The sequence below is a fragment of the Streptomyces sp. NPDC023723 genome (genome assembly GCF_040639815.1).
In the GTDB taxonomy this organism is placed as follows: domain Bacteria; phylum Actinomycetota; class Actinomycetes; order Streptomycetales; family Streptomycetaceae; genus Streptomyces.
This window is the reverse complement of record NZ_JBFAAP010000002.1, coordinates 1-19082: the sequence shown is the minus strand read 5'-3', so window position 1 is coordinate 19082 and position 19082 is coordinate 1. Positions and strand designations below refer to the sequence as shown.

The window sequence follows — 19082 nt, the reverse complement described above, 5'->3', positions numbered from 1 at the left end:
GGCGTCGTGAGTCAGCACGGGCGCCGGAATCCGGCGCGGCAGAAGGTGCGGCGGCAGGTGCGGCGGCGCGCGGTGGCCGCCGGTACGGCGGTCGTGGCGCTCGGGGCGGGGCTGTGGGCCTGCGACGGAGGGCCGGCCGAGCCGTCGGGCCGCTCCGCCGAGGGGGTCGCCGCGGCCTCGCCCTCGGACAGCCCGTCGCCGAGCCGGTCCTACCCGCTGTCCAGCGAGCCCCGCACCATACCCGCGGTACGCGACCACACCCCGGAGCGCGGCCCGGGCTGGAAGCCCGCCGACGACCATCGCGTCGTGGTCTCCGACGCCGCCCTCGCCGACGAGGGCAAGCTCGTGGCGAGCGAGCTGGGGCTGACGTACGCGGGGGAGAAGGACGACCAGAAGTCCGGGGACCTGCGGCTGGAGACCAAGAAGGCCGACGGGGCCGGCGGCGAGTCGTACACCATGACCGTGCGGGACGGGCGGGTCACCGTCAGCGCGCCGGGCGAGAGCGGGGTCTTCTACGGGACGCGGACCCTGAAGCAGGCGGTCGCGGCGGACGGCGCGGCGCCCGAGGGAGTGGTGCGGGACGAGCCCGCCAAGGAGCGGCGCGGGTTCATGCTGGACATCGCCCGCAAGCACTACTCGGCCGACTGGATCAAGGACCGGATACGCGAGATCGGCGACCTGAAGTACAACGAGCTGGGGCTGCACTTCTCCGACGACCAGGGCTTCCGGATCGAGAGCTCGTCCCACCCGGAGATAGTCTCCGCCGACCACCTCACCAAGGCCCAGGTCAAGGAGATCGTCGCGCTGGCGGACCAGCGGCACATCACCGTCGTCCCCGAGATCGACTCGCCCGGCCACCTGGGCGCGGTCATCGACGCGTATCCGGACCTCCAGCTGCGCAACGCGCAGGGCACGGCGACCAGCGGGGCGATCGACATCTCCAAGCCCGGGGCCGCCGACATCGTGGACGACCTGATCGACGAGTACTCGGACGTCTTCCCGGGCGGCCAGTGGCACCTGGGCGGTGACGAGTACCAGGCGCTGACCGTGTCCGACCCGGAGACCTCCTACCCGCAGCTGGCCGCCGCCGCGCGGGAGAAGTACGGCTCCGGCGCCACGGTGGAGGACCTCACCGCGGGCTGGCTCAACGACCGCGCGGCCACCGTGCAGAAGAACGACCGCACCCCGCGCGCCTGGAACGACGGTTTCTTCAAGGACAGTGACCCGAAGGCGGCCGACGACATCAAGGTGGCCTACTGGACCGGCAAGGAGATCGGCGCCCGGCAGCCGGCCGAGTACCTCGCCGAGGGCCGGGACGTCATCAACTACAACGACGAGTTCCTCTACTACGTGCTCGGACAGCCGCAGACCTTCGTCTACCCGACCGGCGAGCGGATCTACGAGCAGTGGACCCCGCGGGTGATCCGCGGCACCTCGGCGGTCGACGCGAAGTACGACGACCAGATCCTCGGCGGCAGCTTCGCGGTCTGGGGCGACTACCCCAGCGCCCAGACCGAGGACCAGGTCGCGGACGGCATCCGGCTGCCGCTGGCGGCGACCGTGCAGAAACTCTGGGACCCGGGCGACCCGGAGCTGACCTGGACGCAGTTCCGGACACTGGATGGCCGGCTCGACTGACGCGGCCGGCTCGACTGACTCGGCCAACTCGGCTGATCCGGCGTACGCCCGCGCGCACCCGGACGTTCCCGCGCCGTTCCGGACCGGAGCGGCGCGGGAATTGTCCGGGACTTGCTGCGGACTTCACTCGACTGTGGTGGTGTTTGGGCGAGTCGTACGTGAACGGAACACGGGGGGCCGGACATGGGCTACTGGGGGTATCTCGTCGTGGGCCGCGCCGAGCGGCCGCTCGCCGCGCTGGACGCGCTGCCCGGCACCGCCGACGGCATGACCGCGCGCGCGTCGGGTCCGGACGGCTGGCAGGTGTGGGAGTACCCGGGCCAGTCCGGCGTCGGCAACATGAACGACCTGGCGGCCCGGACCGGCGCGCCCGCGCTGTTCGGGTACGTGATGGACGGCGCCTGCGTGGTCGTGGAGGCGGCGGCGCCGCGCAGCGGGGCGTGGACGACCTGCCTGGGCCGCAAGGCGATGGCCGGGTACCTCGGGGTGGCGGACGACGGACTGACCCTGGAGGACTACTTCCTGGAACCGCCCGACGCCGCCGACCGGGCCGCCGCCTGGGCCGGGGAGGCGGGGCACCCGGCGGACGCCGGGGACCTGCTCGGCGTACTGACGGCCGAGCCGTCGGCCGAGGGCGCGGAGGAGCTGTTCTTCCGGCTGCTGGACCGGCTGGGCGTGTTGCGCTCGTGACCGTCCGGCGCCGGGATGTGACGGTCCTGCGCCGGTTGCGGGCAGCCGCCCCGATCCGGGTGACGAAAGATCGCCGGGCGACGCTGCTGCCGATGTGACGACTTGGATCAGTACGACAGCGACGGCGACAGCGACGGCGGCACCCGGCACCCGGCCCTCCGCCGCCGCCCGGCCGGTGCGGTGGGCGGCGGACGCGGTGAGCGCCCTGCGCGAGGGCGCGCGGCTGCACCTGGACTACTCGGCGCAGAGCCTGTGGCGCGTCGACCGGACGATCGAGGGCATCCGCCGCGAGGAGGCGCCGTACGCGGCGGTGGAGACCGTGCTGCGCGGGTTCGGCGCCTACGCCGGTGAGGTGATCGTCCGGGCGACGGGCGGCGAGTGGTGGACGTCCGGCGGCGACCACTGGGTCCGCACCCCGGACGGCCGCCTGTGGGACCCGATCGACGAGGCCCGCCGCTGCTGGACCGGCGACGGCTCGCTCCGGCTGCTGTGCCGGGAGGCGACGGCCCGCCGGTCCTGACGTCCGCGCCTGTGACACTTCGGTGCGGCGTGACGCTGATGACCGTGGGGACGAGGCACGGCCGGGACCGGTCGCGCCACCACCAGCAGGCAACCCGCACGGGACTCGCACAGAGCTCGCACGGAACGTGCGCAGAGCTCGCACGGACGAGGACGGTTCTTGGGCCACGGAGCGGAACGGCGCCGCGTACCCGCCCGCGACGAGGCGCTGGGCGCGGCCGTGGCGCGGGCCCAGCAGGGCGACGAGGCCGCCTTCGCGGTCGCGTACCGGATCGTGCAGCCCGGTCTGCTCGGCTATGTGCGCGGGCTGGTCGGCGACCGCGACGCCGAGGACGTGGCGTCCGACGCCTGGCTGGAGATAGCCCGGGACCTCGGCCGGTTCCGGGGCGACGGCGCGGGGTTCCGCGGCTGGACGGCGGCCATCGCCCGGCACCGGTCCCTGGACCACCTGCGGCGACTGCGGGCCCGGCCCCGGCCGGCGGCGCTGGACCGGGACGTCCTGGAACTGCCGGGCCCGGACTCCACCGCCGACCGGGCCCTGGAGTCGCTGTCCACCGCCGCCGCCCTGGAACTGCTCCGCGGGCTGCCCCCGGACCAGGCGGAGGCGGTACTGCTGCGGGTCGTCGTCGGCCTGGACGGCCCGGCCGCCGCGCGCGTCCTGGGCAAACGGCCCGGCGCGGTGCGCACCGCCGCCCACCGGGGCCTGAGACGGCTGGCCCGGGAACTCGCCACCGACGGCGCGACGGACGAGCCGCCCCACCCGCTGGGGGAGCCGACCTGACCCTGTAATCCGTGCGAACCGAGGCAACGGCCGGGGCCGCCACCCCCCACAGGAGAGGCCCCGGCCGTCGCGCGGTACGGGTCGCGCGGCGACCCGTATCTTCTTCTGCGTCAAGCGCGCGGTTTCTGTCACACTCCCGCGCGTCACGGGTTAGTTGCGTCTTGTACGGCCCATCCGCAGGGCATGGACGGGGACCGGTTTCACGACGTAACGTGCCTTTCGCGCCGGAGTGTGGAGGGCGGTGCCCCGTCCCGAGCTGCGGTAGACCGCCGCGACCACCCACGGAGAAGCAGGCGCAATCAGGCGCAAAGAGAGGCGCGCGCGGTGCTGGGGGACGACGCGGAGCTGACTGCCGCCGTACGTGCGGCACAGGACGGGGACGAGACCGCGTTCCGGACCGTGTACCGCGCGGTGCAGCCGCGGCTGCTCGGCTACGTACGCACCCTGGTCGGCGATCCCGACGCCGAGGACGTCGCCTCCGAGGCGTGGTTGCAGATCGCCCGGGATCTGCACCGGTTCGACGGCGACGCCGACCGGTTCCGCGGCTGGGCCGCCCGGATCGCCCGCAACCGCGCGCTGGACCACATCCGGATGCGCGGGCGCCGGCCGGTGATCGGCGGCGACGAGTCGGAGCTGACCGGGCGGGCCGCGCCCTCCGACACCGCCGGTGAGGCCATCGAGGCGCTCAGCACCGGCACCACCCTCTCCCTCATCGCCGGCCTGCCGCAGGACCAGGCCGAGGCGGTCGTCCTGCGGGTGGTGGTCGGCCTGGACGCCAAGACGGCCGCCGAGACGCTGGGCAAACGCCCCGGGGCGGTCCGTACCGCCGCGCACCGCGGTCTGAAGCGGCTGGCCGAACTGCTCGGCGGTGAAGCGGGCGGTGAAGCGGGCAGCGCGGTGGGTGTGGAAGCGGGCGCGGGAGCGGACGGCGATCCGGAGCCGGCCGTCCGTATCCGCGCGGTGCCCGCGCAGCGAGAACCGCGCGGCCCCGCGGTGACGTCCGCGACTGTGACGCAAAGCGGCGCGCGGACGCAGAAGGACATGTGATGGCGGACAAGCAGGGCGGCCGGCTGGACCGCGAGACGGCGGAGCGGGTGCTGCGCGGAGAGCCGCCGGTGACCGGTGATCCGGTGGCCCGGGCCCGTGCCGAACGGCTCGCCGCCTCCCTCGCGACGCTGGCCGCGCCCGCCCCGCCGGCCGGCGCGGAACTCCCCGGCGAGGCCGCCGCGCTGGCCGCCTTCCGGGCGGCGCGGGCGGCCGGCCCCGGAACGCCCGAAACGGCGGGGCAGGCGGCCCCGGCCGGTGGCCCGGACACGTCCCGAACTCCCCTCGTGCGGATCGGGCGGACCGGTGGGCGTGACAACGATGCCCGGCGGCTTCGCCGGCCCCGCCCGTTGCGGCTGGGGCTGGCCGCGGTGCTGGCCGCCGGAATGGTCGGCGGGGTCGCCGTCGCGGCCGGGACCGGGGCGCTGACGCCCTTCGGCGACGCTCCGGAACCCGCCTCCTCCGTCTCCGGCGCGGTGTCGCCCGACCGCCCGCTGATGTCGCCCTCCCCGCGCGACGTCCCGCAGGGCGAGGGCACGGACGGTTCCGCCAGTACCTCCCCGACCGGGAAGGACACCGCGGAGAACGGGCAGAGCGGCGGTGCCACGACGCGGGACCCCGGTACGGACACCGGCCTCGGGGCCGGCGCCGACGACCCGGCGGCCGGCGCCGCCGACGCGCGCGAGGGCCTCGCCGGGGCCTGCCGCGACCTGCGCTCGGGCAAGGAACTGGACCGCGCCCGCGGGCGGGCCCTGACCGAGGCGGCCGGCGGCTCCGCCCGGGTCAGCGGCTACTGCGCCGAACTCCTGGCCGGCTCCGGGAAGAAGTCCGGGAAGGACAGCGACGACGACCACGACTCGGGCAAGGGCCGCGGCGGGTCCGTCAAGGGCGACGACGGCGACGACGGTGACGACGGCGGTGACGGCGGTGACGAGGGCAAGGACGACCACGCGTCCGGCGGGGACGGCGCCCGGCCGACGCGGAACGCCAGCGTCCTGATGGACACCGGCGCGGACGGGGAGGGGGACGACGGTCGTCGGCAGCACGACTCAGGCGGCCGGTCCGGCCGGCCGGACACCCGCCGGTCCGAGTCCCGGTCCGAATCGCGGTCCGAGTCCCGGTCCGAGTCGCGATCCCAGTCACAGCCCCAGACCCAGTCACAGCCGCAGACCCAGATCCAGCCCCGGTCCCAGACCCGGCCGGACCGTGCCACGCACGAGGCGGCGACGGGTTCCGGCCGGGACCTCGCCCAGGTCGGAGCGGTGTCCGCCGTGCGGGTGTGACACTTTCGGGCGCCCCGACGCAGTAGGAAGTGAGCCGACTGGTCATCGGCTTCGCACCGAGCCGGGGTTCCCCCCGTACCCGTGGCTCGTGCAACCGGCGCGGGCGGGACACGTTCCCCCGGTCCCGTCCGCGCCCCCTCTCATCGCCTCACCGGTACACGACGACCTTGTCGCCGTCGCGGACCTGGGCGTACAGCTCCTTGACCGCCGCCTCGTCCCCCACGTTGACGCACCCGTGCGACGCGCCCGCGTAGCCGCGGGCCGCGAAGTCGGACGAGTAGTGCACGGCCTGGCCGCCGCTGAAGAACATCGCGTACGGCATCGCCGAGTCGTACAGCGTCGACCAGTGGTTCCGGGACTTCCAGTAGACGGAGAAGACGCCCTCCCGGGTCGGGGTGCCCCGCGAACCGAAGCGGACCGCCATCGTCGACACGGTCCGGCCGTCGATCATCCAGCGCAGCGTCCGGCTCTCCTTGCTGACGCACAGCACCCGGCCGGTCAGACAGCGCGGGTCGGGCGCAGCGGCGGGCTGGCCGCCCATGAGGTACAGCTCCCAGTGGCCCGGCTCGCTCGTCATGCCGCGCAGCCGGTCCCAGGTGACCGTGTCCGTCCGGCCCGTCACCGGCAGCCCGCGCTTGCGCTGGAAGCCGGCGACCGCCTGCTCGGTCAACTCGTCGTAGGTGCCGGTCGGCCCGTCGTACAGCCAGGCGATCTGCCGCAGCCGGGCCTGCAGTTCGCGCACGTCCCGGCCGGTGGCGCCGGGGGCCCAGAGCACGGCGGCGGGGGCGGCCGGAGTCACCGGCGCGGAGCTCCGCTCCGGGGGCCCGGTGGTCGCCGGGCTGCCGCTGCCCGGCAGTTCTATGTGCACCGGCGAGCGGCCCTTCCCGTCGCCGTCGACCGGCTGCACCGTGCAGCCGCAGACGGCGGCCGCCAGAGCCAGCAACGCGGCGAACCGTGTTCCCGTACGCGCCTCACGCATCGACGTCATCGTCACCCGGGATGTCTCCCCGCGCGGGGCGGCTCCATACCCGAACGGGTGGCCGCGGGCGGGAAGTCGCCCGTCACGGCTACGTGTCCCACAGAGGCGTCCGTGCCCGGCTCTGCGCGGACACCACTCTCGACTTTCTCGACGGCTGGAACACCCCGGCCCGCTGTCGTACCCCCGTGCGACACTCCTTGCATGTTCGGCGTCATCGATCTCCCGACCTACCTCGCGGGCCTCGTCCTCATCGTGCTGCTCCCGGGGCCCAATTCGCTCTACGTCCTCTCCGTCGCCGCCCGGCGCGGTGTCCGTGCCGGCTACCGGGCCGCCGCCGGGGTCTGGTGCGGGGACGTCGTGCTGATGACGCTCTCCGCGGCCGGGGTCGCCTCGCTGCTCCAGGGCAACGCGGTGCTGTTCGGGATCGTGAAGTACGCCGGCGCCGGATATCTGACCTGGCTCGCGATAGGCATGCTGCGGGCGGCCTGGACGATGTGGCGGACCCGGCGCGAGCGGGCCGCCGCGCCGGTGCCGGACGCGCCCGCGGGTGAGGAGCGGCCCTACCGCCGGGCCCTGGTGGTCAGCCTGATCAACCCGAAGGCCATCCTCTTCTTCGTCGCCTTCTTCGTGCAGTTCGTCGACCCGGGATACGCCTACCCGGCGCTCTCCTTCGTCGTCCTCGGCGCCTTCGCCCAGCTGTTCAGCTTCCTGTACCTGAGCGCGCTGATCTTCAGCGGCACCCGGCTGGCCGCCGCCTTCCGCCGCCGCCGGCGGCTGTCGGCGACGGCGACTTCGGCGGCCGGGGCGCTGTTCCTCGGCTTCGCGGTGAAGCTGTCGCTGGCGAGTTCCTGATCCAACGCCCCTGATCCAACGCCCCCGGAGAGGTGGCCCCCGATGGACCCGCGCGGCGTCGCGGCCCGCTGGAGCGCGCTCGGCGTGCTGACCCGGGACGCGCTGGTCACCGTACTGCTGGCGCCCGTGGTGTTCGCGCCGGTGACGGCGTCGATCGGCGCGCAGTTCGGGGATCTGCCGCCGCGGCCGTACGACCTGCCCGGGGTGCTGCTCAGCGCGCTGCTGTGGCTGCCGCTGGCGGTGCGGCGCCGGTGGCCCGGCGGCTGTCTGGTGGTGGTGGCGCTCGCCTTCGGGGCGCGCGAACTGGTGGCGTACCCGCCGGTGTTCGCCAGTGTGGGGCTGTACGCCGCGCTGTACGGCGTGGGCGCCCACGGCGGCCGGACGGCGGACCGGGTGCTGCCGCTCGCGGGCAGCGCGCTGTACCTGGCGTTCGCGCTCGGGCTGCACGCCCGGGGCGCGCCGCACGACCCGGCCGCGTACGTCCTGATCTACCTGGTGCTGGCCGCGTTCTGGGGCGCGGGCCGCACCGTACGGGCCCGGCGGGCCGCCGAGGCGGACCGGCGGCGGCTCGTCGCCGAGGCCGCCGTGGCCCGGGAACGGGCCGGGATCGCCCGCGAGTTGCACGACGTGGTCACCCACCACGTCACCGCGATGGTGGTGCAGGCCGACGCCGCGCAGTACCTGCTCGCCGACGCCCCGGACCAGGTCGCCACCGGGCTCGGCGCGATCGGCGACGCCGGCCGGCACGCGCTGACCGACCTCCAGTACCTGCTGGGCGTGCTCAAGGCCGCCGACGGGGCGGACCCCGGCACGGCGGTGGCCGGGCCGGGCAGTGTGGCGGACCTGGTGGCGCGGACCCGGGCGGCGGGGCAGCCGGTGGAGCTGACCGAGCGGGGCGAGCGGCGGCCGGTGGCCTCGGCGGTGGAGCTGGCCGCCTACCGGGTGGTGCAGGAGGCGCTGACCAACGCGCTCAAGCACGCGCCGGGGCGGCCGACACGGGTACGGGTGGAGTACGGGGCGCGGCTGCTGGAGGTCGAGGTGATCACCGGGGCGGCGCCGGCCGCCGGCCCCGTGACCGCCGGGCCGGGTCCCCGGCCGCTCGGCCGGGGCGGCGGGCTCGGACTGCTCGGGCTGCGCGAGCGGGTGAGCGTGTGCGGCGGCGAACTGCTGGCCGGGACACGGCCGGACGGCGGGTTCGGCGTCCGGGCCCGGATACCCCTGACGGAGGCGGCATGACCCTGCGGGTGCTGGTCTGCGAGGACCAGGAACTGGTGCGGGCCGGCTACACGGTCATCTTCTCCGCCCAGCCGGACCTGGAGGTGGTCGGCGAGGCCGCCGACGGCCGCACCGGCGTGGCACAGGCCCGGCGGCTGCGCCCCGACGTGGTGGTGATGGACATCCGGCTGCCGGTCCTGGACGGCATCGAGGCGACCCGGCTGCTGGCCGGACCCGAGGTCGCCGACCCGGTGAAGGTACTGGTGGTGACCACCTTCAACCTCGACGAGTACGTGTACGAGGCGCTGCGGGCCGGCGCCAGCGGGTTCCTGCTGAAGAACGCGCCGCCGCGCGAACTGGTCGACGGCATCCGGACCGTCGCGGCCGGCGAGTCGCTGCTGGCGCCCGCCGTCACCCGGCGGCTGGTGGGCCGGTTCGCCGACCGCGTCCGCCCGGCCGGCGGCCGCCGCGCGGCGGCCGTCCCGGACGCGGTGGCGGGGCTCGCGCCGCGCGAGCGGGAGGTGCTGCGGCTGATCGCCGAGGGGCTGTCGAACGCCGAGATCGCCGACCGGATGGTGCTCAGCCGCGAGACGGTCAAGACGTACGTCTCCCGCATCCTGACCAAGCTCGACCTGCGCGACCGGGTGCAGGCGGTGGTGCTCGCGCACCGGGTGGGCCTGGTGCCCGCCGACGACTGAACAGGGCACGGGCGCCCCCCGGTTGCCCCCGGTGTCCCCCGGGAGAGCTACCCGCGCTGTCCACCGCGGGGGGACGTGCGGGCCCGCCCGCCGCTCGTAGCGTGCCGGACATGGATCTCTCGAAGGCGGCGGCGCCGCTGGCACCGCTGAAGCCCCTGTTCGCCCAGACGCCGGTCGGCGCCACCCGCCGGGTGCGCCCGGCCTGGCTCCGGCTGGTACTGCTGGTGGTGGTCTTCCTGGTGGTGACGTCGGTCGCCGCCGGGGTACGGGCCGTGGCCGGCGACAACCCGGTGCTCTCCCTGCTCGGCGGCGGACTCGTCGTGGTGGGCGCGCTCGCCGCCTACGCGGCCGTCGTCCGGGCCCTGGAACAGCGTCCGGTCACCGAACTGGACCCGGCGCGCGCCTGGCCGGACCTGCGGTTCGCGACTCTGACCGGACTGGGGCTGTTCGCCGCGACCTTCGTCCTGATCGTCCTGTGCGGCGGGTACGACACCGAGGGCGGGGTGTCCGTCGGTGGCCCGATCACCGTGTTCGGGCTGATGGCGGGGGTCGCGGTCACCGAGGAACTGCTCTTTCGCGGGGTGGTCTTCCGGCTGGTGGAGGAGCTGACCGGCACCAAGGGCGCGCTGGCCGTCTCCGCCGTGCTGTTCGGCGGGCTGCACCTGGTCAACCCGGAGGCCACGGTGTGGGGCGCGCTGGCCATCGCCGTCGAGGGCGGGCTGATGCTGGGCGCCGCCTACGCCGCCACCCGTTCCCTGTGGGTGCCGATCGGTCTGCACCTGGGCTGGAACTACGCCCTCAGCGGGATCTTCGGGGTGACCGTCTCCGGCGACGACGGCGCCCCGGCCGGCCTGCTGCACGGCGCCCTGACCGGCCCCGAGGCGATCACCGGGGGCGCCTTCGGACCGGAGGCGAGCGTCTTCGCCATCCTGGTCTGCGCGGTGCCCACGGTGCTCTACCTGCGGGCGGCGGGCCGCCGGGGCCGGGTGGTGGCGCGGGGCCACCGCGCCCCCTGACGGCCCCTACAGTCCGACCCGGTGCAGGTACTCCGCCGGCCCAGCCGCCCCGGAAGCGCCGCTCCAGCCGACGTAACCGTCCGGCCGGACCAGGAACAGGCCGCCGCCGTACGCCGGGTGGGCCGGTCCGCGCACCACCCGTACCGCCTCCGGCAGCGACGCGGGTGCCTCGGCGTCCAGCGCGAGCAGCGTCCAGTGCGGCCCCCGGAACGCGTCGAAGAGCCGGCCGCCCGCCACCGTCGCGTCGGGCGCGCGGTCACCGGCCAGCACCGGGCCGGCCGGGTCGGTACGGGTCTCCCGGCTGAGCGACGACTCCCGGTAGTGCAGGCCCAGTTGGGACGTCGCCGCGCCGCGCCGCACCTCGCCCCGGTGCACGCCGCTGGACAGGCCGAGCATCTCGGCGGCGACCGCGCGGCGCTCCTCCTCGTAGGTGTCGAGGAGGGCCGGGTCCGCGCCGCCGCGCAGCACCGCGCCCAGCTTCCAGCCCAGGTTGTAGGCGTCCTGCACGCTGGTGTTCAGGCCCTGTCCGCCGGCCGGCGAGTGCACGTGGGCGGCGTCCCCGGCCAGGAACACCCGGCCGGCCCGGAACCGGTCCGCCAGCGCCTCGCGGGGCCGGAAGTCCGAGGCCCAGCGCACCTCGGTGACGTCCTCGGCGGCGAGGTGGGAGCGGTCGGCGACGATCTTGCGGACACCGTCGGGGGAGAGGTCGACCTCGGTGCCCGCCGGGAAGTCGGCGTAGACCTGGAAGTCCTCGGTGCCGGCCAGCGGGCAGGCGGCCAGTACGACGCTGTCCTTGCTGACCGGTCCCTCGCCCGCCGCGAAGAAGTGCCAGTTGTCCCGGTCCAGGCCGGTGATCCGGACGTCCGCCACCAGCATCGGCCGGGGGTCGACCATCCGGCCCGCCATCCCCACGCCGAGCGCCCGGCGCACCGCCGAGCGACCGCCGTCGGCGGCGACCGCGTACCGGGCACCGAGCTCCGTACCGTCGGCGCACCGGGCCCGTACCCCCGACTCGTCCTGGACCAGGTCCACCACCTCCCGGCCGAACTCGACCCGGCCGCCCAGCTCCGTCAGCCGCGCGTACAGGATCTCCTGGGTGCGCCACTGCGGCACCATCCACGACGAGGCGTACGGCGCGGAGTCGTCCGGCTCCATCGGGTCGGCCATGTGGTACTCGCCGAGCCGCTCGCCGTCCCGCCAGATCATCCCGACCGGGTAGGCGCCGCCCGCCGCCTGGATCGCGTCGATCACGCCGAGGTCGTGGAAGACCTCCCGGGTGCGGGGCTGGAGGCCCTTGCCGCGCGAGCCGGGGAACAGCCCGGCCGCCTTCTCCACCACCAGCGCGGTCACCCCGCGCCGGGCCAGGTCGATGCCGAGGGCGAGTCCGGTGGGACCCGCGCCGACGATCAGTACGTCCATACCGTCCGTTTTCACGCATCTCTCCTTAACGTCGTTAAGTAGCGTCGGTGACGAGCATGCCCTTAACGACGTTAAGGTGTCAAGCTGTGGGAGTGGAAAGTGGAACGACGGGACGGCAGCGCACCCCTCTGGACCGCGGCCGGGTCGCGGACACCGCGCTGCGCCTGCTGAACGAGACGGGACTGGACGGCCTGACGCTGCGCGCCATCGCCCGCGAGCTGGACGTCAAGGCGCCCGCGCTGTACTGGCACTTCAAGGACAAGCAGGCGCTGCTCGACGAGATGGCCACCGAGATGTACCGCCGCATGGTCGCCGGGACCGCCCTGGACCCGGCCGACACCTGGCGGGAGCGGCTGCTGCGGATGAACCGGGGGCTGCGCGCGGCGCTGCTCGGCTACCGGGACGGCGCCAGGGTGTTCAGCGGCTCCCGCTTCACCGGCGCGGTGCACGCCGAGCAGATGGAGCAGACCCTGGGACTGCTCACCGCCGCCGGATTCACCCTCGCCCAGGCGGTCGCGGCGACCAACACGACCTACCTGTTCACCCTCGGCTTCGTCACCGAGGAACAGGGCGTCGAACCGCGGCCCGGCGAGCGCCGCGAGGGCTACGACCTGGCCGAACGGGCCAGCGCGATGGCCGGCTACCCGCTGACCGCGGCGGCCGGCCCGGAGATCTTCGCCGACTACGACCGGCGCTTCGCGGAGGGACTGGCGCTGATCGTCGACGGCGTCGCGGCCCGGTACGGGGTCGGCCGGCCGGACCGGGGCCCGGTCAGCGGGTCCGGGACAGCGCCGCCCGCAGTCGCGGGGTGAGCGGCTGCTCGACGAATCGGTTCAGCAGCCAGGCCAGTACCAGCATCGAGGCGATGGTCAGCACGAAGGTCGCCGCCGACGGCACCCCCAGCGTGCGGTGCAGGACGTGGATCACCACCCAGCCCAGGTGCTCGTGGACCAGGTAGAACGGGTACGTCAGCGCCCCGGCCACGGTCAGCCAGCGCCAGTTCGCCCGGCTCAGCCAGCCCAGCGCGATCGCCGCCACCGCCACGAAGCCGAAGGCGACGACCGCGATGATGCCGAAGGCGGTGCGGTGCGCGAAGGCGTTCGGGTCGGTGGCGTCCCACAGGTTGTCCACCGCGTAGTGCTGCCCGATCAGGAAGCACACGGCGGTCAGCGCCCAGGCGTGGGCGTCCCGTCGGTCGCGGTGGATCAGGTACAGGCCGATGCCGCCGATGAAGTACGGGGCGTACTCCGGCATCAGCAGCAGGTCGAGCAGCGGCTCCTGGGAAGCCTGCGCCAGCACCGCCGCCAGCAGCCAGCCGCCGCTGAACAGCAGGACCCGGCGGCGGTTCGCGCCGGGCAGCACGACGCACAGCGCGAACAGCGCGTAGAAGCGGATCTCCACCCACAGCGTCCAGCACACGCCCAGCACCCGGTCGGCGCCCAGCGGCTGCTGCATCAGCGTCAGGTTGACCAGCGCGTCGCTGGGTGACACCGCGTCATAGGCGACCACCGGCAGCGCGAACACCGCCGTCACCAGGAGCACCGCCACCCAGTAGGCGGGCATCAGCCGCGACACCCGGGAGGCGAAGTACGCGGTCAGGGTCCGCCCCCAGCCGCTCATGCAGATCACGAACCCGCTGATCACGAAGAACACCTGGACGCCCAGGCAGCCGTAGGAGAACAGCGTGTGCAGCGTCGGGAACTGGTGGGCGGCCGAACCGCCCCAGGCGGTGGTGACGTCGCCGCCGCGGCCGCCGTAGTGGTACGCGGCCACCATCAGCGCGGCCACCAGCCGCAGCCCGTCCAGGGCGCGCAGCCGGGAGACCCGACGCGGCGCCGAAGCGGTCTCCGGCGCGGCGGGCACATGGGCCGCCTCGGCCACCGGTCGGACGGTCGCGCTGGTCACGGAAAGCTCCTCGCCGGATGTCTGACAGCGGTGTGTCCGCTGTGAACTCCCGAGCACCGTAACCAGCACGCCAGTCCGAATCACAGGCATGGCCGTTCGAGGACGCAACGATTCGCCCTGTGGATGTGGCCCGTTCACCCGTCTGTCGTTTTGGCTTTCTAAATTCGCCCGACATCCCCTGCGGCAAGAAGAAAAACTCAGGAGTGGCATGACGAGGGTCCAGAACAGACGTGCGCGCGGGGGTGAGCTGGACGCCTGCCTGCGCGCCTGCGCGGTGCACAGCGGCAAGCTCGTGGGCAGCCTCGACCGACGCCGTGTGGAACTCGCCGAGGAGCTGCGCAAGCTGCTCGTCGTGTGGGGCACGCACCGCGTCGACGCCCCGGCCCCGGCCGCGTCCGGTGCCACCGCCCTGCTCAAGCGCGCCGTCAAGGGCGCGTCGGCCCCGGCCGCCGGCACCATCCCGGCCGAACTGCTCGACGCGCTGCTGGCCGTCGCCAACAAGGCCCTCCAGTGCGGCTACGACGACGAGCTGAACCTCGCGCTGGTCATCAGCGACACCGTGCTCGCCCAGCGGAAGAACTCCCGGGCCGGCTGGCGGCTGCGCGCCCGGCTGCTTGAGGCGCTCGGCGACGAGGCGGACGCGATCGAGGCGTACGAGAAGTACACCTCCCTCACCGACGCCGACGGCTTCGGCGTCCGCCCCCGGATCGCCGGTCTGCGCGCCGCGGCGGAGCAGGAACGCGAACTGCTCGGCCTGCTGGTCCGGCAGTGCCCGGCGGCCCGGGAGCACGCCCGCGGCGAGGCCACCGACGTATGGGCAGAGGGACTGGCCGCGCACGCCGCCGGTGACTGGGCCGCCGCCGAACCGCGGCTCGTGGCAGCGCTCCTGATCCAGGCCGAGCAGGAGGCCCCGGTCGCCGACCGGCAGGACCTGCTCAGCCAGTACCTGGACCTGCGCACCGCCGTCGACACCGACCTGCCGGCCCTCACCGAGGTGCTCGCGCTCTACGCCGGGCAGCGCCGCAACCGGATGCGCGGCCCGGTCGCCGACCCCACCGTCGGCGGCGTGCAGTGGGTCACCCTCGGCGAGTTCCGCAACCTGGTGGCCGGCAAGTCCGTCTGCCTGATCGCCAACTCCGGCCGGGTCGGCGCCAGTTCCATGGGCTCCCAGATCGACGACTACGACCTGGTCGTGCGCTTCAACTCGTACAAGATCGACCCGAAGCACACCGGCAGCCGCACCGACATCCACGCCACCATCCACAAGCACGGCTTCAACTGGGACCAGAAGGTCACCACCCGGCTGGTCTTCGGCGGGATCTCCGGCGACTGGAAGTGGTCGCTGCGCAACCGCCTGGTCCCCGGCGCCCAGACCTACCTGGGCGACGAGTCGCTGCGCTGGCCGGTGCGCAACATCGGCCGGCTCGGCGCCGACGTCTGGTCGGGCATCCCGACCACCGGCTTCAACACGCTGTTCCTGCTGGACTTCCTGGACGTCAGCCCGAAGCTCGACCTGATCGGCTTCGACTTCTACGAGTCCGGCGCCTACCGGGTGCCCGAGGCGATGAAGCTGGCCATCACGTCCGTGCACGAATACACCAGCGAGAAGGAATGGGTCATGCAGCGGGCCCAGAGCGTGACCGACATGAGGATATCCCTGCGATGACGACGACCTCCCCGATACCGGCCGCCGCACCCCAGGCCCCGGTGACCGCGGCCCACGACATCACCGGCAAGCGCCGCATCGCCTTCGCGTCCTACGTCGACGAGAACTACCTCCCCGGCTTCCTCGTCCTGCTGCGCAGCCTTGCCCTGTCCAACCCGAGCGTCTGCGAGGACTTCGTCGTCCTCTACGACGACCTGCGCCCCGGCTCGATCGCGAAGATCCGCGCCCTGCACCCGCGCATCGTGCTGCGCCGGGTCAACGCCGAGCACTACGACTCGTACCAGAAGGGCGACCAGGACAACTACCTGGTCCGCAAGGCGTACTTCATCCTGGACGTCTTCCGCATCCGCGAGTACGACACCGTCATCACCCTGGACACCGACATGGTGGTCCTCGGCGACCTCGGCGAGCTGCTCAAGCTGCGCGAGGGCCTGGCGGCCGTCCCGCAGTTCTTCTACGGGCAGCACAAGCTCAACTCGGGCCTGCTGGTCATCCAGCGCGAGTACCTCTCCGACGCGTTCTGCGCCAAGCTGGACGCCACCGGCCGCAGCGGCGACTACGAGCTGGACAAGCACGACCAGGGCATCCTCAACGCCGTCCTGGACGGCGACTTCGTCCGCCTCGACGCCCGCTACAACTTCGTCAAGCGGCGCCTGTCCGGCGACCTGCCGGTCCCCGAGGACACCGCGATCCTGCACTTCACCGGGCGGCACAAGCCCTGGCAGGGCGGCGAGTCCGGGTACGCCCAGGCGGAGGACCGCTGGCGCGAGTTCGACCTGAGCGACGCCGACTTCCACGCGGCCTACCTCGACTCCTCCGGCGGCCTCCACCACGACCTGCTGGTGCACTACGGCACCCCGCACGTCAAGCGCACCGGCAACGTCGAGTACGCCCGCAAGGTGGCCGCCGCGCACATCGCGGCCGGCGACTACCAGGACGCCGTCGACCTCCTCTCCGGCGTCCGCGTCCCGCTCGACGAGGCCTGGCCGCACGAGGTGCTCGGCCACGCCCTGCTGAGCGTCTCCCGCTACGCCGAGGCCAAGGCCCAGCTGCTGCTGGCCGCCGCCGCGCCCAACCGGGCCGCCACCGCCTACTCCCGGCTCGCCCAGATGTCCTGGGTGCACGGCGACAACGCGGCGGCCCTGAAGTACGCCACCGCCGGTCTCGCCGTCGACATCACCCACCGGCCCAGCCGGCTGTGGGCGCAGCGCGCGGCCTCGGTGCCCGCGCAGGAACTGGGCGCCCCCGAGGACCAGCTCGCGCACGTCGCGTTCTACATGGACCGGCAGGGCAACGCCGGCGACAAGCTGCTCCCGGAGACGGTCCGGCTCGGCTTCGGCCCGGACACCAGCACCCGGCGCTGGCACTCCGTGCACGCCCACCGCTACTTCGACCAGGAGGCCCTGGCGCGGGTCAACGCCCGGCGCGGCCTGGTCATCGGCGGCGGCGGCCTGTTCATCCCGGACACCATGCCGAACGGCAACAGCGCCTGGCAGTGGAACGTCCCCGACGAGCACCTGCGCGCCGTCGACGTGCCGATCATGGTGTACGCGGTCGGGTTCAACGCGTTCGACGGGCAGTCCTACCGGGCCGGCCGGTTCCGCGAGAGCCTGCGCCTGCTGGTGGAGAAGTCGGCCTTCTTCGGCCTGCGCAACCACGGCTCCATCGCCAAGGTGCGGGCCATGCTCCCCGAGCACCTGCACGGCAAGGTCCGCTTCCAGCCCTGCCCCACCACGGTCAGCCGCCAGCTGGTGCCGGGCTGGACCGACCCGTCCTACCGCGAGGACACCGTCCTGCTCAACGCGGCCTACGACCGTGCGGGCCTGCGCTTCGGCCACGACTACGCGCACTTCCTCGGCGAGATCGCCAAGGCGGTGCGGGGCATCGGCGCGCACACCGAGGTCAAGTGCGTGGCGCACTCGCTGGACGACGAGAAGATCGCCTTCGACCTGCGCCGCGAGCACGGCATCTCGCTGCCGGTGATCCCGATGTACGACTTCGACAACGACGAGATCCGGGACCTGTACGCCAAGACCCGCCTGGTCATCGGCATGCGCGGGCACGCCGGCATGATCCCGTTCGGGGTCGGCACCCCGATCATCAGCCTGATCTCGCACCCGAAGATGGCGTACTTCCTGGCCGACATCGAGCGTCCCGAGTGGGGCGTCTCGGTGCACGACAAGGACCTGGGCGCGATCCTCACCGAGCGGGCCATCGGCATCCTGGACAACCACGCCAAGACGGTCGCCGACGTCCACGACCGCCAGGCCGAGCTGTGGCAGGTCACCGAGGCCAACGCGGCCGACATCCGGGCGATCCTGGCCGGCTGAGCCGAGGACATCACCTTCGCGGCCGTGATGTGCGGGGGCTCCCGGCCCCCGCACATCACGGCAGACGGTAGATCGTGATCGAGTGGCCGACCTGGTCCACCGCCCTGCCGCGGCCGATCAGCGCGGCCAGCGGGGCCTCGGCCGTGGCGGCCGCGGAGTCCGAGACGACCAGCAGTCCGCGCACCTCGTCGCGGGCGGCCGTCAGCGGGTCGGCGGCGTGGATGCCGTAGTACGAGGGCTCGCCGCTGCCCTTGTAGACCAGCCAGACCTTGTCGTGCGGGTAGCGCTCCCGGAGGCGGTCGGCGAGCCGTCCGAGGTCCTGGCCCCAGTCGACGTTCGAATCATGCAGCCACAGATGGGTCTTGGCCGGACCGCCGAACGCCTCATTCGCGTACGGCAGGTAGTACGGGTACGTGCTGACCGAGCTGACGCCGGCGAACGCGACGAGCGCCGCGGTCGCGGCGTGCGCCCACCACCGCCGGACAGCGGTCACGGCCGCCGCCGCCACGGCCAGGAAGAACGGCATGAAGATCGCGTACCGCACGCCCAGGTCGCGGTGGCCGGTCATGGCCGTGGCGAGCAGGACGGCCGTGGGCAGCAGCACGTACGGGACGGCCGGCCGCAGCCGCCGGATCAGGCACAGGCCCACGGCACCGGCCGCCCCCAGGGCGAGCAGGCCGAGCGGGGTCTTCACCAGCAGGGCGGCCGGCAGGTAGTACCAGAGCCCGCCGTAGTAGATCCGGCCGTGCAGGAAGCCGGGCCGTACGATCTCCTCCTTGCTGAACTGGAGCAGCATCCCGTCGCGGTACTCGTGCGGGAACGGCAGCAGGTGGGCGGCTGCCGCCCGCAGCCCGTGCACCGTCGGCAGGTCCGCGGGCGCGGTCCAGCGCAGCCGCGGATCGACGACCAGATAGGAGGCCCAGACCACGGCGACCGCGATCAGCGCCGTGCCGGCCGCGGCCGCGAGGCCGAGCGCGAGCAGCCTCCACCTTCTCCTGGCTGCCATGCTTGCTGAGGAGCTCCTGGATGGCCTTCGCCTGGTCCAGC

At 73.8% G+C, this 19082-nt stretch carries 16 protein-coding genes and 1 pseudogene; 13 read left to right on the top strand and 4 right to left on the bottom strand.

Going from position 1 to position 19082, the window contains the following annotated elements; translation table 11 throughout:
• Positions 1–57: 57 nt before the first annotated feature.
• The 6 genes from AB0G32_RS02855 to AB0G32_RS02830 all read left to right on the top strand — a co-directional run bounded on the left by AB0G32_RS02855 (position 58) and on the right by AB0G32_RS02830 (position 5955).
• The gene (locus AB0G32_RS02855; RefSeq protein ID WP_361158200.1) at positions 58–1638 is read left to right on the top strand and encodes a glycoside hydrolase family 20 protein; all 1581 of its coding nucleotides are present in this window, start codon (positions 58–60) and stop codon (positions 1636–1638) included.
• A 183-nt stretch (positions 1639–1821) separates the two neighbouring features.
• Positions 1822–2328 carry a hypothetical protein gene (locus AB0G32_RS02850; RefSeq protein ID WP_361157221.1) on the top strand — a complete coding sequence of 169 codons (507 nt, stop codon included), beginning with the start codon at positions 1822–1824 and terminating at the stop codon, positions 2326–2328.
• A 94-nt stretch (positions 2329–2422) separates the two neighbouring features.
• Positions 2423–2848, top strand: coding sequence for a hypothetical protein (locus tag AB0G32_RS02845; protein ID WP_361157219.1), 426 nt, complete (start codon positions 2423–2425; stop codon positions 2846–2848).
• 159 nt (positions 2849–3007) lie between these two features.
• Positions 3008–3628 carry an RNA polymerase sigma factor gene (locus tag AB0G32_RS02840; protein ID WP_361157217.1) on the top strand — a complete coding sequence of 207 codons (621 nt, stop codon included), beginning with the start codon at positions 3008–3010 and terminating at the stop codon, positions 3626–3628.
• Positions 3629–3952: 324 nt separating this feature from the next.
• A complete protein-coding gene (locus AB0G32_RS02835; RefSeq protein ID WP_361157215.1) occupies positions 3953–4675 on the top strand; it encodes an RNA polymerase sigma factor in 723 nt (240 codons plus the stop codon).
• Entirely contained in the window at positions 4675–5955 is a 1281-nt protein-coding gene (locus AB0G32_RS02830) for a hypothetical protein (protein ID WP_361157212.1), read from the top strand. The genes AB0G32_RS02835 and AB0G32_RS02830 overlap by 1 nt, the downstream gene beginning before the upstream one ends.
• A gap of 148 nt (positions 5956–6103) precedes the next feature.
• On the opposite strand, the gene AB0G32_RS02825 is transcribed toward AB0G32_RS02830, so the two are convergent.
• A complete protein-coding gene (locus AB0G32_RS02825; protein WP_361157210.1) occupies positions 6104–6934 on the bottom strand; it encodes a L,D-transpeptidase family protein in 831 nt (276 codons plus the stop codon).
• 201 nt (positions 6935–7135) lie between these two features.
• On the opposite strand from AB0G32_RS02825, the gene leuE reads away from it, so the two are divergent.
• From leuE to AB0G32_RS02805, 4 genes are all read left to right on the top strand, one after another.
• On the top strand, positions 7136–7786 hold the full coding sequence (leuE, locus tag AB0G32_RS02820) for a leucine efflux protein LeuE (RefSeq protein WP_361157207.1): 651 nt from the start codon (positions 7136–7138) through the stop codon (positions 7784–7786).
• Between the two features lie 42 nt (positions 7787–7828).
• Positions 7829–9022, top strand: coding sequence for a histidine kinase (locus AB0G32_RS02815; RefSeq protein WP_361157204.1), 1194 nt, complete (start codon positions 7829–7831; stop codon positions 9020–9022).
• Positions 9019–9699: a response regulator transcription factor gene (locus AB0G32_RS02810; RefSeq protein WP_361157202.1), complete on the top strand. Its 681-nt coding sequence runs from the start codon at positions 9019–9021 to the stop codon at positions 9697–9699. The genes AB0G32_RS02815 and AB0G32_RS02810 overlap by 4 nt, the downstream gene beginning before the upstream one ends.
• 110 nt (positions 9700–9809) lie before the next feature.
• Positions 9810–10715, top strand: coding sequence for a CPBP family intramembrane glutamic endopeptidase (locus AB0G32_RS02805; protein WP_361157199.1), 906 nt, complete (start codon positions 9810–9812; stop codon positions 10713–10715).
• 6 nt (positions 10716–10721) lie between these two features.
• Here AB0G32_RS02805 and AB0G32_RS02800 read toward each other — a convergent pair whose 3' ends face one another.
• Positions 10722–12134 (bottom strand): FAD-dependent monooxygenase, encoded by a 1413-nt coding sequence (locus AB0G32_RS02800; protein ID WP_361158197.1) that lies wholly within the window; start codon positions 12132–12134, stop codon positions 10722–10724.
• 92 nt (positions 12135–12226) lie between these two features.
• On the opposite strand from AB0G32_RS02800, the gene AB0G32_RS02795 reads away from it, so the two are divergent.
• Complete coding sequence (locus AB0G32_RS02795; protein ID WP_361157196.1) at positions 12227–12946, top strand: TetR/AcrR family transcriptional regulator; 720 nt, start codon at positions 12227–12229, stop codon at positions 12944–12946.
• Here the strand turns inward: AB0G32_RS02795 and AB0G32_RS02790 are convergent.
• Positions 12906–13997 (bottom strand): acyltransferase, encoded by a 1092-nt coding sequence (locus tag AB0G32_RS02790; protein ID WP_361158195.1) that lies wholly within the window; start codon positions 13995–13997, stop codon positions 12906–12908. The genes AB0G32_RS02795 and AB0G32_RS02790 overlap by 41 nt on opposite strands.
• Positions 13998–14247: 250 nt before the next feature.
• On the opposite strand from AB0G32_RS02790, the gene AB0G32_RS02785 reads away from it, so the two are divergent.
• Both AB0G32_RS02785 and AB0G32_RS02780 read left to right on the top strand, forming a co-directional pair.
• Entirely contained in the window at positions 14248–15705 is a 1458-nt protein-coding gene (locus tag AB0G32_RS02785; protein ID WP_361157194.1) for a glycosyltransferase family 29 protein, read from the top strand.
• Complete coding sequence (locus AB0G32_RS02780) at positions 15702–18035, top strand: glycosyltransferase (RefSeq protein ID WP_361157192.1); 2334 nt, start codon at positions 15702–15704, stop codon at positions 18033–18035. The genes AB0G32_RS02785 and AB0G32_RS02780 overlap by 4 nt, the downstream gene beginning before the upstream one ends.
• Positions 18036–18090: 55 nt before the next feature.
• On the opposite strand, the pseudogene AB0G32_RS02775 reads toward AB0G32_RS02780, so the two are convergent.
• Positions 18091–19082 (bottom strand): annotated as a pseudogene (locus tag AB0G32_RS02775) (phospholipid carrier-dependent glycosyltransferase); the annotation flags it as partial.

Coding starts and splice junctions, on each gene's coding strand:
- AB0G32_RS02785 (WP_361157194.1), top strand. CDS start 14,248: ATGACGAGGGTCCAGAACAGACGTGCGCGCGGGGGTGAGCTGGACGCC.
- leuE (WP_361157207.1), top strand. CDS start 7,136: ATGTTCGGCGTCATCGATCTCCCGACCTACCTCGCGGGCCTCGTCCTC.
- AB0G32_RS02810 (WP_361157202.1), top strand. CDS start 9,019: ATGACCCTGCGGGTGCTGGTCTGCGAGGACCAGGAACTGGTGCGGGCC.
- AB0G32_RS02815 (WP_361157204.1), top strand. CDS start 7,829: ATGGACCCGCGCGGCGTCGCGGCCCGCTGGAGCGCGCTCGGCGTGCTG.
- AB0G32_RS02805 (WP_361157199.1), top strand. CDS start 9,810: ATGGATCTCTCGAAGGCGGCGGCGCCGCTGGCACCGCTGAAGCCCCTG.
- AB0G32_RS02825 (WP_361157210.1), bottom strand. CDS start 6,934: ATGCGTGAGGCGCGTACGGGAACACGGTTCGCCGCGTTGCTGGCTCTG.
- AB0G32_RS02780 (WP_361157192.1), top strand. CDS start 15,702: ATGACGACGACCTCCCCGATACCGGCCGCCGCACCCCAGGCCCCGGTG.
- AB0G32_RS02830 (WP_361157212.1), top strand. CDS start 4,675: ATGGCGGACAAGCAGGGCGGCCGGCTGGACCGCGAGACGGCGGAGCGG.
- AB0G32_RS02850 (WP_361157221.1), top strand. CDS start 1,822: ATGGGCTACTGGGGGTATCTCGTCGTGGGCCGCGCCGAGCGGCCGCTC.
- AB0G32_RS02800 (WP_361158197.1), bottom strand. CDS start 12,134: ATGGACGTACTGATCGTCGGCGCGGGTCCCACCGGACTCGCCCTCGGC.